The 14,942-nt window shown below is 53.4% G+C and carries 13 protein-coding genes; all 13 read left to right on the top strand.

The features are described 5' to 3' along the window. The first annotated feature begins 485 nt into the window (after positions 1–485). The 13 genes from chrB (at position 486) to GC097_RS06085 (ending at position 14,823) form a co-directional block, all read left to right on the top strand. The gene (gene chrB, locus GC097_RS06145; RefSeq protein ID WP_312875620.1) at positions 486–1,079 is read left to right on the top strand and encodes a chromate efflux transporter ChrB; all 594 of its coding nucleotides are present in this window, start codon (positions 486–488) and stop codon (positions 1,077–1,079) included. Then, positions 1,076–1,609 carry a chromate efflux transporter ChrA gene (chrA, locus tag GC097_RS06140; RefSeq protein ID WP_281364244.1) on the top strand — a complete coding sequence of 178 codons (534 nt, stop codon included), beginning with the start codon at positions 1,076–1,078 and terminating at the stop codon, positions 1,607–1,609. Before chrB ends, chrA begins: the two co-directional genes overlap by 4 nt. A 314-nt stretch (positions 1,610–1,923) precedes the next feature. Continuing rightward, complete coding sequence (locus tag GC097_RS06135; RefSeq protein WP_171682469.1) at positions 1,924–3,432, top strand: ABC transporter ATP-binding protein; 1,509 nt, start codon at positions 1,924–1,926, stop codon at positions 3,430–3,432. Further along, positions 3,429–4,550 carry an ABC transporter permease gene (locus GC097_RS06130; RefSeq protein WP_216625659.1) on the top strand — a complete coding sequence of 374 codons (1,122 nt, stop codon included), beginning with the start codon at positions 3,429–3,431 and terminating at the stop codon, positions 4,548–4,550. The genes GC097_RS06135 and GC097_RS06130 overlap by 4 nt, the downstream gene beginning before the upstream one ends. 60 nt (positions 4,551–4,610) lie before the next feature. Next, on the top strand, positions 4,611–5,540 hold the full coding sequence (locus GC097_RS06125; protein ID WP_171682467.1) for an ABC transporter permease: 930 nt from the start codon (positions 4,611–4,613) through the stop codon (positions 5,538–5,540). A 247-nt stretch (positions 5,541–5,787) separates the two neighbouring features. Next, complete coding sequence (gene pucL / locus GC097_RS06120; protein WP_171682447.1) at positions 5,788–7,251, top strand: factor-independent urate hydroxylase; 1,464 nt, start codon at positions 5,788–5,790, stop codon at positions 7,249–7,251. Continuing rightward, positions 7,248–7,604 (top strand): hydroxyisourate hydrolase, encoded by a 357-nt coding sequence (gene uraH / locus GC097_RS06115; protein ID WP_171682446.1) that lies wholly within the window; start codon positions 7,248–7,250, stop codon positions 7,602–7,604. Before pucL ends, uraH begins: the two co-directional genes overlap by 4 nt. Before the next feature lie 48 nt (positions 7,605–7,652). Continuing rightward, a complete protein-coding gene (locus tag GC097_RS06110) occupies positions 7,653–9,047 on the top strand; it encodes an allantoinase (RefSeq protein ID WP_171682445.1) in 1,395 nt (464 codons plus the stop codon). Next, positions 9,040–10,329 (top strand): Zn-dependent hydrolase, encoded by a 1,290-nt coding sequence (locus GC097_RS06105; RefSeq protein WP_312875619.1) that lies wholly within the window; start codon positions 9,040–9,042, stop codon positions 10,327–10,329. Before GC097_RS06110 ends, GC097_RS06105 begins: the two co-directional genes overlap by 8 nt. Then, positions 10,316–11,560 (top strand): (S)-ureidoglycine--glyoxylate transaminase, encoded by a 1,245-nt coding sequence (locus tag GC097_RS06100; protein ID WP_171682444.1) that lies wholly within the window; start codon positions 10,316–10,318, stop codon positions 11,558–11,560. The genes GC097_RS06105 and GC097_RS06100 overlap by 14 nt, the downstream gene beginning before the upstream one ends. After that, complete coding sequence (ggt, locus tag GC097_RS06095) at positions 11,554–13,149, top strand: gamma-glutamyltransferase (protein ID WP_171682443.1); 1,596 nt, start codon at positions 11,554–11,556, stop codon at positions 13,147–13,149. The genes GC097_RS06100 and ggt overlap by 7 nt, the downstream gene beginning before the upstream one ends. A gap of 34 nt (positions 13,150–13,183) precedes the next feature. Next, on the top strand, positions 13,184–14,182 hold the full coding sequence (locus GC097_RS06090) for an XdhC family protein (RefSeq protein ID WP_171682442.1): 999 nt from the start codon (positions 13,184–13,186) through the stop codon (positions 14,180–14,182). Continuing rightward, a complete protein-coding gene (locus tag GC097_RS06085) occupies positions 14,176–14,823 on the top strand; it encodes a nucleotidyltransferase family protein (RefSeq protein WP_171682441.1) in 648 nt (215 codons plus the stop codon). The genes GC097_RS06090 and GC097_RS06085 overlap by 7 nt, the downstream gene beginning before the upstream one ends. Positions 14,824–14,942 lie beyond the last annotated feature (119 nt).

Here is a 14,942-nt window from a genome sequence, read left to right as displayed (position 1 = left end):
AAAAGAGCCTTTTTGAGAGAAATCTCAGAAAGGCTTTTTGTTTTTTCGGCAATCTTAAGGTGAAATCAGCGTAAAGCAATATCCTCTTTTACATAAGGGAACTACAGGCCGCTATTTCAGCTGATCTGGCGCTTTTCAGAGTTAAAGCGGAACTGCAGGGCCTTATTTGCCCGCCAATGCCTAATAATTAGCCGAAATCGGCAAAATAGCGGATCGTAGGTTCCTTCAAAAGGCCGGAGCGCCGATTTTGCCAGAAATAGCGGACCATAGTTCCAACCAGCTAGAGCCGCGCATAGCTAACTAACAATACGCCGCTCCCGGCGCAAAGTTTGGGAATGTCCAAAGAAGCTGAACGTTTTTTGTCATTTTTACAAAAGTGCGGATAGAATTGAAAAAATCATTTAAACTTATATTACAATAAAGCGAAGTTTACTGTGCCCATATAAGTACATATAGGTGTAGAAGGTGCTGCAAGAGAGACAGGAGTGAGACGAGTGGGAAATACATACGTCCAAATCGGCATGGCGATGCTGAGGACTGGGATTTTGGGATATGGCGGCGGACCGTCGATTGTACCGTTGATCCGCTATGAGGCGGTGACACGTTTTCAGTGGATGAAGGATGAAGAATTCATGGAGGTGCTGGCCATAGCGAATGCGCTGCCGGGACCGATTGCAACGAAGCTGGCTGGGTATCTGGGCTATCGGCTTAAAGGGGTAGGGGGAGCGACGATAGGCGTACTTGCCCATATTGTGCCTACTTGTGTGGCTATGGTCGGATTGTATGCGTTTATTCAATTTTTTAGCACGTCGAAGGTGATCAAGGGGATGATAGCGGCTGTAGTGCCTATCGTAGCCGTGATGCTTGCTGTAATGGCGTATGAGTTTGGCGAGAAAGCGGTTAAGGGATTAGGCTGGGCGGCCGGCATTGTCTTTTTCATTATTTCTTTTTTATTGCTGCAGACGTTCTCCGTGCATCCGGCGATTGTTATTTTTATTTTTCTGCTATACGGCTCATTCCATCATAAGCTCAAGGATAAGTGGAAGAAGAAGCAGCTGGGGACAGGTGATGACGTATGATGGAATGGTGGCATTTATTCGTCAGTTTCTTTCTATCCAATGTGTTTGGATACGGAGGAGGCCCTTCTTCGATACCGCTGATGTATCAGGATATTGTAACGAATCATAATTGGATGACAAGCAGTGAGTTCTCGAATATGCTGGCCTTGGGTAATGCGCTGCCGGGACCGATTGCGACGAAAATCGCCGCGTATGTCGGCTATGAAATCGCCGGATGGGTCGGTGTTCTGATCACTGTGGCGGCAACCGTCGTTCCGTCGATAATTGCGCTCATTATTCTACTGAATATCCTGCAGAAATATAAGCAATCGCCTGTGATCAAAGGCATGACGCTGCTAGTGCAGCCTGTGATCGCGATCATGATGGTGCTGGTAACGTGGAGCTCCCTGGTGGAATCGACGAATGAGATCGGATACCTGCAGTTTTTTGGAATAGCCACGGTTGCTTTCTATCTCATCCAAATGAAAAAGGTTCATCCAGCTTTCGTGATTGTCGTCGGTTTCGTGTACGGCGGTATATTTCTTTCATAAGATAAGCCGAGAATAGGTAAGGAGTTGCTCCGAAAAGTCTGTAAAGACGCTTTGGAGCAGCTCTTTTTTGTTTATTGTAAGTTAAGTTGACGTGTATATTGGCAAATAGCACAAAGTAGGAAGCGTATTTCGTGAAATGCCCTAATATGATGTTATGTTAATTGACGTATAATTCATCTGAACAGTATAGTGAAACAAATGGATAGAAGTATGGAGCGGCAGCAGATCCTTCCTGGGGAAATGCTGCCGCTCCATATACGGTTAGCTGAGGAGGGACGCATCGATTGAACAAAGAGGAGCGATATTCCGTTGAGATGATGGGAATCATAAAGCAGTTTGGCTCTGTTATCGCCAACGATCAGGTTGATTTCAGAGCGAAAGCCGGAGAAATTCATGCGCTGCTTGGCGAAAACGGTGCCGGCAAAAGCACGATGATGTGCATGCTCTCTGGGGTATACCGTCCAACGCATGGAGAAATTCACATCCACGGCGAGAAGGTGCGCATTCGCTCGCCTAAGGATGCCATGCGTCTTGGAATCGGAATGGTGTTTCAAAATTTCCGGCTTGTGCAGACCTTAACGGCCGCGGAGAACATTGTGCTAGGGGAATCCTCCTCATTTTGGAGAGGCCCGCGGTGGATGGCTAGGAAATCGGAGGAGATTGAGGCGATTTCGAAGCATTTCGGTCTGCCGTTTCCGGTGGATCGGCCCATCTGGCAGTTATCCGTCGGCGAGCAGCAGCGCGTAGAAATTGTGAAGACGTTGTATCGCGGCGCCGACTTCATTATTTTGGATGAACCGACATCGGTGCTGACGCCGGGGGAGGCGGAGCAGCTGTTCGAAACGCTGAACCGCATGAAGCAGGAAGGTAAAACCGTCATTATAACGACGCATAAGCTGAAAGAGGTTATGTTCATTTCGGATCGAATCTCCGTGATGCGCAAAGGGAAGATGATCGCGACGATGGCGAAGTCGGAGACGAACGAGCGTGATTTGGCGCAGTTGATGGTTGGCCAAGAGAGCGTACACAACAACACAATCCGGAGAGAGAAACCGCAAGGCAGCGACATGCTCGTGGTTAAAGGCCTGAATGTGTATGGAGACCATGGACGAAAGGTGCTGGATGGACTTCATTTTCAAGTGAAGGCAGGGGAGATTGTCGGGGTGGCCGGCGTATCCGGAAACGGACAAAAGGAGCTTGCAGAAGTGTTGACGGGTCTTCGCCAATGGAAAGACGGCGAGATTCGTTTTGATGGCAAGCTGCTACAAAACGGTTCGGTGCGCGGGGCTATCGGGCAAGGCATTGCCCATGTGCCGGAAAACAGGATGAAGAGCGGACTCGCAGGGAGCCTGGGCGCCGTCGATAATCTGCTCTTCAAAACGTATCGCGCTCCGGAGCGCTCACGCTTCGGGTTGCTTCGCACAGGGAGCAATCGGAGCTGGTCGCAAAAGCTTATTGAACTTTTTGACGTGAAGACGCCGGGGATCGATGCACCTGTTCAGTTCCTGTCGGGAGGCAACCAACAGAAGCTGCTGCTCGCCAGAGAGATTGACCTTGAACCGAAGCTGATGGTTGCCGTGCACCCTACGCAAGGGCTCGATGTAGGCGCAACCGCCGGAGTGCATACCCTGCTGGAGGATTTGCGCAAGAAGGGACGGTCCGTGCTGCTCATATCGGAAGATTTGGATGAGGTCATGCAGCTATCTGACCGAATTCTGGTTATGTACGGCGGGCGCATCGTGGGCGATATTCCTCGAGAAGAAGCGACCCGTGAGTATTTGGGGATGCTGATGGCAGGATCAGAGAAGGAGGATGCAGGATGAGCGAGCAGCAAATGGCTGGAACCATTCCGCCAGAGACGAAAAGCATCAAGCTGGAATCGGGCATTCGCCTGCCGTACCGGTTCGAGATTGACCCTGCGGGTCGGGAAAGTCCATGGTGGATAACGATCGTATCCATCGTTTTGGCGCTTGTAGCTTGCGGGGTTTTTATAACTTTGAACGGCATGAACCCGATTACGGTGTATGCCAAAATGCTGAAAGGGGCCTTTGGCTCTTCCTTTGGCCTGACGGAGACGTTGGTTAAAGCGATTCCGCTGCTGCTCTGCGGCTTGGGGGTATCGATCGCTTACCGGATTTCGGTATGGAATATCGGGGCCGAGGGACAGTTTTTGGCCGGCGCGATGGCGGCAACGGCGGTAACGATTTATTTTCCGCATTTGCCGATGTATATGTCGATTCCTCTCATGGTCGTGGCAAGTATCGCAGCGGGCGGACTATGGGGGTTGTTGACGGCGATCCCAAGGATCTATTTTCAGGTCAATGAACTGATCACCTCGCTTATGCTGAATTATGTAGCTTTGCTTGCTTTGAATTATGCCGTTTTCGGTCCATGGAAAGACCCGAAGGGCTTCAATTTCCCGGGTTCGCCGATGTTCACGGCGGCGCAGTCATTACCCACTTTTGGCGCTTCGCGGCTCCATTTGGGCATTCTTTTTGCCGTAATCGGGGTGCTGCTCTATGCTTTCGTCATACGTTATACCCGCTGGGGCTACGAACTGCGCCTTATTGGAGCCAACGCGGAAGCGGCGCGGAATGCAGGCATACGAATCTCTCGGCATGTGATGGTCGTCATGATCATTAGCGGAGGTCTGGCCGGAATTGCCGGCATGGGGGAGGTATCCGGGGTGGCGCACCGTCTGATGTACGGGCTATCTCCCGGGTATGGATACACGGCTATTATTGTGGCATGGCTGGCAAAGCTGAATCCGCTTAGTCTGGTGGTTTCGTCGGTGCTTTTTGGCGGGCTTATTGTCGGAGGGTATAGCGTGCAAACGATCGGCCTCCCGTCCTCGATTTCGTCGATGATTCAAGGAGCTATCTTGTTTTTCCTGATTGCCGGAGGCATGGCTGGGAAGTTTCGCATTCGCCGCAATAGTTGAACAAGCTGGGAGCTGAGAGTGCTTATTGCATCGATGTTAATGGAGAGGGGCTGGGAAGTGATGGAGATCATTACGCAAATAATCGTTTCAGCTATTTCGTCGGGGACTCCGCTGCTTCTGGCCGTGTTGGGCGGGATTCTCATTGAGAGATCCGGTATTACCCAATTAGGCGCCGAAGGGCTTATGCTGATGGGAGCGGTAACTTCTTGTCTGCTGTATATACATACCGGAAATTTGCTATTGACGATCCTCGCCGTACTTGCCGTTAGCGGAATGTTGGGGCTGCTGCACGGGGTTCTTTGTGTTTCCCTGCATGCCAATCAGGTCGTCTGCGGGCTGGCGATGACGATATTCGGTACGGGGCTTAGCGCCTATTTGGGGAAGCCGGTTAGCGGTCAGCCGCTGGTTGGGGCAGTGCCCAAGCTACATTTGACCTGGCTGGAGAGTGTACCGTTTTTTGGAAAGATCTTTGCCCATATGGATCTGTTCACTTGGTTTAGCTTTGTGCTGGTAATCGTGATGCATCTATTCCTCCATCGCACTTCGTGGGGGCTGCATCTGAGAGCGGTGGGAGATAATCCCGCAACCGCCGACGTTATGGGAATTCCGGTGGTCGCAATTCGCTACGGCTGTATCATCATCGGTTCGATGCTGATCGGTCTTGGTGGAGCGGACCTGCTGCTCGTGTACACGCCGACTTGGAATGAAGGGATGACGTCAGGGCGTGGATGGATCGCGGTGGCGCTAATTATATTCGCCAGATGGAACCCGATTCGCGCTCTGGTGTGCGCGTATTTCTTCGGGGTGCTCGACACTCTGGGATTCCGTGTCCAACTGATTGGCAGTCATATTCCTTCGTATTTTCTGAAAATGATACCGTACATCGTGACCATACTGGTGTTGATGTTCTTAGGTTGGCGCAGCCGCAATAAGCCATCCGGCGCCCCTGAGGCGCTCGGCGTTCCTTATATTCGGGAGCAGAGGCTGTAAGGTGAACAATGTGGGACGTGTCGTATAGGGCGCTATTTCGCTGAACGTTACAGAATAAAAAAGCCGTTAGGGGAGTTTCCTTTATCCCTAGCGGCCTTTTTTTGTAATTTCACAAAAAAAATTACGGATGTTATGAAAGTTTACAAACTTCTTTCATATAAATTGACCCATAGGGATGACGCAATTACAATGAAACAAATCTTGAACAAGAATGTTAACTTTTATAACGTCAACGAGGTGAAGGGTAGTGACGCAAACGCTGCAGCAAGTGAATGAATTGACACAAGAAGGGTTTGTCGATGCCTTCGGTCCCTTGTTCGAACACTCCTCTTGGGTAGCGGAGCGCGCATGGAGCTCGAGGCCTTTTGCAACAAAACAGGACCTGATCAGCAGCCTGGAACGAGAGGTATGGCGTGCGGATCAACAAGAGCAGTTGGCGCTTCTTCGAGCGCATCCGGATTTGGGAACGCGCGTTCGAATGACGGATCATTCCGTACAGGAGCAAGCGGGAGCCGGTCTAAACCAGCTTTCACCAGAAGAATATGAGCTGTTTCTTCAGCTAAACAAGCGGTATACGGAGGCTTTTCAGTTTCCGTTCATCATGGCGGTTAAGAGTCAGACCAAGGAAACGATTCGCGAAGCGCTGAGTCATCGGATTCATCGAGAGGTGAAGGAAGAGCTGGTTATGGCTTTACAGGAGGTTTGCAAAATTGGGCGATTTCGCCTGGAGGCATTGCTAGTCAACGTAGCGGAGGGGAAAGCGATGAAGAACGGATCAGAGAGAATCATGTACTACGGAAAAGGTGACGTATGGGTATACAGATCCTATGCAAAGCCGCTTACGAATCTAACGTTAATTCCTGAATCGGGTTTTGATGGACGAGACAATGTGCTGTTCGGCATGAATATTAAGGTGGCGGTTAGCGGAGAAAAGTTTTTCACTTCTTTCACTGAAGGAGATAACACGTTGGTGGTGGCCACGGACTCCATGAAAAATTTCATCCTGCGCAAAGCGGGAGAATATGAAGGCGCAACGGCGGAAGGGTTTTTGGCATTCGCAAGCCGTAAGTTCCTAGAGACTTATCCTCAGATAACAGGCGTGAAAATGACGGCCGACCAAGTGGCTTTCGATGTCCTGCCGGTACCTGGAGCCGAAGGATTCGAGAACGGTAATTTGGTATACCGGTATTCGCAAAATGAACATCCGACAGCAAAAGTAGAAATCGCTCGAACGGAAGAGGGGATCGCCATTGTGGAGCATGAAGGCGGTATTGCCGATCTGAAGCTGATCAAGGTGAAAGGCAGCTCTTTCGCGGGCTTCGTACGAGATGAGTATACGACACTTCCGGAATCGTATGACCGCCCGTTATTTATTTTTCTGGATATGGCTTGGAGTTATGAAGAGGTGGAGGATGCTCTGGACTCGGATCTGGGCCGTTATGTGGCCTCCGAGCAAATCCGGGATATTGCGCATACCGTTTTTCACGAGCAGCATTCCCCTTCGATCCAAAATCTCATCTACCGCATCGGGCAGCGCGCGTTACTAAGGTTTCCCCAACTAAAAGAAATTCGGTTTGAATCCAATAACCGTACATGGGAAACGATTCTGGAGCAAGCCTCGGCAGGTGAAGGAAAGGTGTTTACAGAGCCTAGACCGCCGTATGGATTTCAAGGCTTTTCGATGACAAAGCGTGATCTGGAGGGCCTATGAGCGCTGGACTAACGACGCACGTTCTGGACATCAGTCAAGGCAGACCTGCGAAAGCTGTACGCATTGAGCTGTACCGTCTTCAAGAAGGGTGGTCGGACCTGTTGCGCGCAGCGGTCACGAATGAGGACGGCCGACTGCCGGGTCCGCTGTTAAGCGGGGAAGATTTTACGCCTGGTACCTATGAACTGGTCTTTCATGTCGGCGAATATTTTCGCGGAGCCGGCGTGGTGCTGGCCGACCCGCCTTTTCTGGATCAAGTTCCGATCCGGTTCGGCGTTGCAGCAGCAGACAGCCATTATCACGTCCCTCTGTTGATTGCGCCATGGGGATATAACACATACAGGGGCAGCTAGCGAATGGCGATAAGCGTTGCTAAATAAAGCTTCGGGGGAGGATTTCGGATGGATATACATTTTGACCTCGTGATTCGCAAGGGGAACGTCGTCCTCACAGATGAAGTCCGGCAGATAGATATCGGTATTCGTGACGGTAAAATTGCCGCACTAGGCGAAAACCTCATGTGCTCGGAGCATACGCCTGTCTATGATGCGGAGTACCTGCATGTCCTGCCCGGCATGGTGGATGCGCATGTTCATTTCAATGAACCCGCGCTTGGTCACTGGGAGGGGTTTGCGACAGGTTCTGCGGCGCTCGCAGCCGGAGGATGTACGACTTATATCGATATGCCGCTGAATGGCGTTCCTCCTACAGTAAGGGTTAGCGCGCTTGTCCGGAAGTTGGCAGCGGCTGAAGGACAATCCTTAGTCGATTATGCGCTATGGGGTGGATTGGTTCCTGGTAATGTGGGCGATCTGCAGGGGCTGGCGGAGGCCGGAGTCATTGGATTCAAGGCTTTCATGTCCTGTCCCGGCGGAGAAGGGGAGGATATTTTCGCTGAGGTTGACGACCAAACGCTCTGCACAGGGATGCAGGAGATTGCCCGCTTGGGGCTGGTGCTCGCCCTTCATGCCGAGAGCGAGGAGATCGTGTCCAAGCGAGCCGCCAAGGCTCAGGAAGAAGGCAGGCGGGAAGCGCTCGACTTCGTGGACACGAGGCCGATTGAGGCGGAGTTGGAAGCCGTGAAGCGCGCGCTTCGCTACGCAGAACAAACGGGCTGCAAGCTGCACTTCGTGCATATCTCCAGCGCGGAAGGCGTGGAGGCCATCACCGAGGCGAAGGCCAAAGGACTGGACGTCACGGTAGAGACGTGCCCACATTATTTGGCGCTGACCAGCGAGGATTTGGCGCAGCTGGGCCCGGTTGCGAAGTGCGCCCCTCCGCTGCGCACGGTAGAAGATCAAAACCGGCTGTGGGCGGAGCTCCTGGCCGGACGGCTCGACATTCTCGCTTCGGATCACTCCCCATGCCCAACGTCTATGAAGCAGGGGGATTTCTTCGAAGCGTGGGGCGGCATCTCCGGGGCGCAGAGCTCCATGGAGCTGATGCTGGATGAAGGGCATCTCCGCAGACATGTGCCGCTGACTGAACTGTCGAGGATGCTGTCGCTTGAGCCTGCCAAGCGTTTTGGGCTGTATCCTCGTAAGGGAGTAATTGCAGTCGGAGCTGATGCAGACTTAGCTTTGGTCGATATGAACGGCAGCTATACGCTGCAGGCGAATGATCTGCTTTACCTCCACAAGCATAGTCCCTACGTGGGGCGGACGTTTGGATGCCGTGTGAAGGCGACTTTTTGCCGTGGAAACAGGGTGTATGAGCTTGGCGAAGGGGTTGCCGCTCTTGCTGAAGGGGCGTGGTTACGTCCCGCAGTGATCGTTGGAGGTGGCGGCGGTGGCTAAACGGATACCGAATTCACAAGACTTGCTTGCTCAATTCGGCGAGCGGATGCTGGAAGTGTTGGAGGAGCTTTCCTCTTATGGAGCAGATCCTGAGGGGGGAGTGACCCGGCTGCTGTACACAGAGTCTTGGCTGCAGGCGCAGCGTGCGCTTATAAGCAAGATGCAGCAGTTGGGGCTGGAAAGCGCTTTTGATGCGGTTGGCAATGTGTTTGGAAAATTGTCAGGCAGTCAGATTGCCTTGAAGCCGGTGCTGACAGGGTCGCATGTCGATACGGTCAAAAACGGCGGGAAATACGATGGCGCATACGGCGTCGTCGCCTCCATGATGGCGCTGGGCTATTTGAAGGCGGCGTACGGGGAACCGAAACGAACGCTGGAAGCCGTTTCATTCTGTGAAGAAGAGGGAAGCCGCTTCCCGCTGGCTTATTGGGGCTCGGGGCATGTCACAGGCGCAAGGTCATTGGCGCAGGCGGCTGAGCTTGCGGATCCCGCTGGCGTCACCTTGCTTGAGGCGATGCGGCAAGCGGGCTTCAATGCCGCCGGCCTGGGAGAACATCCGGCTAAACGCGAACAGATTGGCGCATATATCGAGCTTCATATCGAGCAAGGTTCTGTCCTAACGTATAGACACAAACAAATTGGCGTTGTTACCGCCATCGTCGGTCAAATTCGATTAACTGTACATGTAACAGGCAGCTCCAATCATGCGGGCACGACCCCGATGACGATGCGCAGGGATGCGCTCGCCGGAGCTGCTGAAATGGTGACGCTAACGGAGCAAATGGCACTTGAGGCGGGAGAGCCGCTTGTCGCTACCGTGGGGCGGTTGGAAGTAAGGCGGGGAACCTCGAATGTGGTGCCGGGAGACGTGACGTTTACGCTCGATATCCGGCATACTGACGAGCCAGAGATGCGTACATTCTGTGTAAGGTTGCTAACAAAGCTCGAAGAAATCGCACTGCGAAGAGGGCTTACTATAGAAACGGTTGAAAATTTACATGCTTCGCCTGTGGCTATGCATGAGGGCATTTCGGCAGCCATTGAAGCCGCTTGTGAAGCAGTCAGCTTTCCAAGTATGCGGCTGCCGAGCGGAGCGGGGCATGATGCTCAGCTGTTCGGGCCGATCTGCCCGTCGGCGATGATCTTCGTGCCGAGCGTGGCGGGCATCAGCCACAGTCCTGCGGAGTTTACGGAAGCCGGCGATCTGGTCGCCGGGTTCCAAACATTGGTTCACGTGTTATACCAATTTGGCTATGGGGGAGAAGCAGATGAAATTATATAAGGAATTATCGCCTTCGCTGAGAACGATTATGACTCCCGGACCCGTAGAGGTCGACCCCCGGGTGCTTCGTGCTATGTCCTATCCGATTCTGGGGCAGTTCGATCCGGAATTCACCGAACTGATGAATGAAACGATGGAAATGCTTCGCGAAGTGTTTCAAACGAACAATCAATGGGCTTTCCCGGTAGACGGCACCTCGCGTTCGGGGATTGAAGCCGTGCTTGTAAGTGTGATTGAACCGGGCGATAAGGTGCTTGTTCCTATTTATGGACGCTTCGGTCATCTGCTCGTGGAAATCTCGGAGCGCTGCGGAGCTGAGGTTGTCATGCTGGAGCGGGATTGGGGCACAGTGTTCGAACCACAGGAAATCGTCGACGCTATCCGTCGGGAAAAGCCGAACATCGTGGCCATGGTTCACGGCGAAACGTCCACGGGCTGCATCCAACCCTTCGATGGCATCGGAGCGGCCTGCCGTGAAGCGGATGCGCTGCTCGTTGTGGACGCGGTAGCCACAATCGGCGGCGTCCCGGTAATGACCGATGCATGGCAGCTCGATGCGGTCATCGGCGGGACACAGAAGTGCCTGTCCGTCCCTTCCGGCATGTCGCCCATCACCTACAACGAACGCGTCGAAGCCAAGGTGCTGCGCCGCAAGACGATCGAGCGGGGGCTGCGCGAGCAAGGGGCGGAGGTATCCGGCAGGAAGCCGGTGGCGAGCAACTATTTTGACCTGGGCATGCTGCAGGACTACTGGAGCCCGAAGCGGCTCAATCATCACACGGAAGCGACGTCGATGCTTTACGCCTTGCGTGAGGGGCTGCGGCTGGTTTTGCAGGAGGGACTTGAGGAGCGATTCAAGCGTCATAAACGGCATGAGGCGGCATTGGTCGCCGGCCTGGAGACCATGGGGCTGAAGCTGTATGGAGATCCGGACTGCAAGCTGCCGGTCGTAACCTGCATCCTCATCCCCGAGGGCTTAGACGGAGAAGCTGTCCGTTCCATGCTGCTGAACACGTTCGGGATCGAAATCGCCAGTTCTTTCGGGCCGCTCAAGGGTCAAATCTGGCGAATCGGCACGATGGGCTTCAGCTGCAATCAGAAAAACGTGCTTCATGTACTCGGCGCTCTGGAGGCTGTTCTTCTCTGGCACGGTGCCGATGTCAACGCGGGTAAGGCGCTGCAAGCAGCTTTACGCCAATATGCTCATGCAGAGGAGAAACAGCCATGTTAAACATCATGCCGCGAGCGGAACATGTGATGGTTGCCACGCCACATTATTTAGCGAGCAGTGTCGGAAGCGGGATTTTACAGCAGGGTGGCAACGCTTTTGACAGCGCGATTGCGATTAGTGCAGCGCTGGGCGTCGTTTATCCGCATATGACGGGCATCGGCGGGGACGCCTTCTTCCTGATGTATGATGCAGCAACAGACACCTATACGGGCTTTAACGGGAGCGGGAAGTCTGCAGCGCAGGCGACGCCTGATTTTTACCGGACCAAAGGCTTGCAAGCGATTCCGCAGAGAGGGATTCTGAGCGCGATCACCGTGCCGGGCATGGTAGATGCCTGGTGGCAGGTGTGGGAGAAGTACGGCAGGCTGCCTTGGGAGAAGCTGCTGGAACCGGCGATTGCCTATGCGGAAAAAGGGTTCCCGATCTCGCGCAATTTACGTTTTTGGATGAAGAAGGATGAAGCGTTCATACGGGCTTCCGAACAGCTTAGCGCGCTATATATGGCCAGCGGTGAGCTTTTGAAGGAGGGGGACCGGCTGGTTCAGAAAGAGCTGGCCGAGACGCTTCGCCGGATTGCGCGGGATGGGCGAGATGCCTTTTACAAGGGTGCTGTTATGAAAAATGTGGTGGAAAGTATTCAGCAGGATGGCGGCTTGCTTCAGGAGGAGGACTTCCAGCGTTATGCTGGAGAATGGGTGAAACCGCTCTCTACCACGTATCGCGGGTATGACATTTATCAAATGCCGCCGAACTCGCAAGGATTCACCGCGCTGATGATGATGAATATGCTGGAACATATAGAGGTAAGCGCAATTCCCAGAGCTTCAGCCAACTTTTATCATATCATGTCGGAAGTGATTAAAAAGGCGTTTAAAGACCGCGATTTGTACCTAACCGATCCTCATTTCCGGGAGATCCCGCTGGAGCGGCTGCTGTCCAAGGCTTATGCCAAGGAGCTCTGGCAGACCATCCAAGAGGAACCGTTCAAGGCAAGCGAACACTTATCTCCGGCGATCGGCCAGGATACGGCTTATGCGGCTGTTGTTGACGAGGAAGGCAATTCGGTTTCTTTCATTCAAAGCTTGTATTTCGACTTTGGCGCTGCTTATGTGCCGGGCGATTCGGGGATTATTTTGCAGAACCGGGGCTCCTTTTTCTCGCTGGACCCTGCCTGTGCGAATGTGTTGGAGCCTCAAAAAAGATCGTTTCATACGTTAATGCCGGCTATGGTCGGCAAAGCGGGTAAGCCTTGCATGCTATTTGGCACACAAGGCGGAGAGGGGCAGCCGCAAACGCAGCTTTCCATTCTGACCGGGGTGCTGGACTATGGGCTGTCGATTCAAGAAGCCATATCGCTGCCCCGTTGGGTATATGGGCGTACATGGGGAGAAGACGGCGATGCTTTGAAGCTCGAACATCGATTGGATGATCAGGTCTATGCCCGTCTCAAAAGATGGGGACATCAGGTTGAGCCCGTGAATCCTTGGGATGGCATTATGGGGCAAGCGCAGGGGATTGTCCTGGATGAGCATGGCTTTCTGAGCGGCGCTGCGGATCCGCGGGGTGACGGTTTAGCAATCGGCTGGTAAAACGATGATGCCATAAAGCGAGGAGCGGTGAGTGATGGAGGCCTATGACATTTTAGAAGCGGTAGAGCGTTATGTTCAGCCGACTGTGTTGGCAACGGTTATTCATGTGGAAGGTCACGCTTACCGCAAGCAAGGGGCAATGATGCTGCTGATGGCGGATGGAAGCTCGGTTGGGAGCATATCCCCCGGCTGCCTGGAAGCCGACCTGTCCGGGTATGTGCCCCTGGTCGAGGAATCGCAGAAGCCGCAAATGGTCGAGTATGACATGCGGCCTGCCGACGATTTCGGTTGGGGTGAAACGATCGGGTGCGGCGGGTTAATCCGCATTCTGCTGGAGCCTGTAACCGGCGAATTGCTTGTTCACCTCCTGGCTGCCAAGGCGGCTTTGAATCGCGGAGAGGCCGTGCGACTAGTCCGTACGTTTATTGAGGGGTACTCCGATATTCGGTACAGCCTGTGCGACGCGCTTGAAGGATCTTCTGCCGATTGCGTCTCCTCGTCTGGCAGCTATGTTTACACGTTCAGGCCGAAGCCGAGGGTCGTCGTGTTTGGTGCGAACGACGATGCCATCCCGCTTGCGGGGCTGGCCCTGAGCAGCGGATTTCGCGTCGTGATCGCGGACTGGCGCGATGCTTACTGCACGGCAGAACGTTTTCCCGGAGCGGAGACGATCGCAGCTTTTCCAGGGACTTTGCTTGAAAAGCTGAAGCTGACCGCTGAGGATTATGTCGTCGTGATGAGCCACCAGTTCGACAAGGATGCCGAGTTCGTGCGCGGAGCGGTGAAGACGAGTCTGCGTTACCTTGGCATTATGGGCTCCAGAGTGCGGTCAGAGAAGCTGCTGGATGGCGTGGAGCGCCCCGATTGGGCCCATTATCCGGTTGGTCTGCGCATCGGCTCGGAAGGTCCTGTGGAGAACGCGGTCAGTATCGTAGCGGAATTGATTGGTATAAAGCGCGGTGTTCACGCAAATGGAGGGAGGAGCTCTTCTGTCGCATCAGGGCTGGATGTCCAAGGGTCCCGCACATGGTGAGCGCCAGGAAGCGGAAAGTCGTTGGCGTCTATTTGGCAGCGGGCAGCTCCAGACGAATGGGGACGGCGAAGACGTCCTTGGAAATCGCAGATGGCGTACGGCTAGGCGGAATTGCTCTCCAGCAAGCTCTTCAGTCAGATTTGTATAGTGTAATTATTGTTGTGCGTGAAGGCGATACGTTGGATTGGCTGCCAATATTCGCTCAAGAGCAAATCATGCTGGGGCGCTGCGTCATTGCTGTCTGTCATGACGCGGAATACGGGATGGCGCATTCACTGCGCACCGGCATCCGGGAAGCCAAAGAACAGGGCGCGGAGGGCATCATGGTGCTGCTGGCGGATCAGCCTTTTATCGACGGGCCTATGCTGTGCGGCCTTATGCAGGCATTTAATGAAGATGCAGGGGATGATTATATCGCCAGCGGGGATCAGGGAATGCCGAAGCCTCCGCTGATTATGGGACCGGGGATGTGGCCTGCGGCAGCCTCTCTGGAAGGGGATGCCGGGGCGCGATCCCTGTTTCGCTCACCCCTGTACCGTGGACGCATGATAGAGGAAAAACAGCTTAAATTCATGGACATCGACACAGCGGAACGGTTTGAAGAGGCGAAAAAAATATATTCGAACATAAATCCGTGTTAACTTAAATGACGTATAAGAAGTTAGAGGTGCATTATTACTAATAATGCGCTATTTTTTTATACAAAAACACAAATTCATGTCATGTTAGTTGACTCTGTTTTTGGAAATTGTTTATAGTT

Source organism: Paenibacillus planticolens (assembly GCF_013141725.1).
GTDB lineage: Bacteria > Bacillota > Bacilli > Paenibacillales > NBRC-103111 > Paenibacillus_E > Paenibacillus_E planticolens.
Note: the sequence above shows the minus strand (reverse complement) of the source record. Positions and strands in the feature narration are given on the sequence as shown.

Excerpts from the sequence above, each read along its gene's own strand:
- chrA (WP_281364244.1), top strand. The coding sequence starts at position 1,076 with ATGATGGAATGGTGGCATTTATTCGTCAGTTTCTTTCTATCCAATGTG.
- GC097_RS06135 (WP_171682469.1), top strand. The coding sequence starts at position 1,924 with ATGATGGGAATCATAAAGCAGTTTGGCTCTGTTATCGCCAACGATCAG.
- GC097_RS06130 (WP_216625659.1), top strand. The coding sequence starts at position 3,429 with ATGAGCGAGCAGCAAATGGCTGGAACCATTCCGCCAGAGACGAAAAGC.
- GC097_RS06125 (WP_171682467.1), top strand. The coding sequence starts at position 4,611 with ATGGAGATCATTACGCAAATAATCGTTTCAGCTATTTCGTCGGGGACT.
- uraH (WP_171682446.1), top strand. The coding sequence starts at position 7,248 with ATGAGCGCTGGACTAACGACGCACGTTCTGGACATCAGTCAAGGCAGA.
- GC097_RS06110 (WP_171682445.1), top strand. The coding sequence starts at position 7,653 with ATGGATATACATTTTGACCTCGTGATTCGCAAGGGGAACGTCGTCCTC.
- GC097_RS06100 (WP_171682444.1), top strand. The coding sequence starts at position 10,316 with ATGAAATTATATAAGGAATTATCGCCTTCGCTGAGAACGATTATGACT.
- ggt (WP_171682443.1), top strand. The coding sequence starts at position 11,554 with ATGTTAAACATCATGCCGCGAGCGGAACATGTGATGGTTGCCACGCCA.
- GC097_RS06090 (WP_171682442.1), top strand. The coding sequence starts at position 13,184 with ATGGAGGCCTATGACATTTTAGAAGCGGTAGAGCGTTATGTTCAGCCG.
- GC097_RS06085 (WP_171682441.1), top strand. The coding sequence starts at position 14,176 with ATGGTGAGCGCCAGGAAGCGGAAAGTCGTTGGCGTCTATTTGGCAGCG.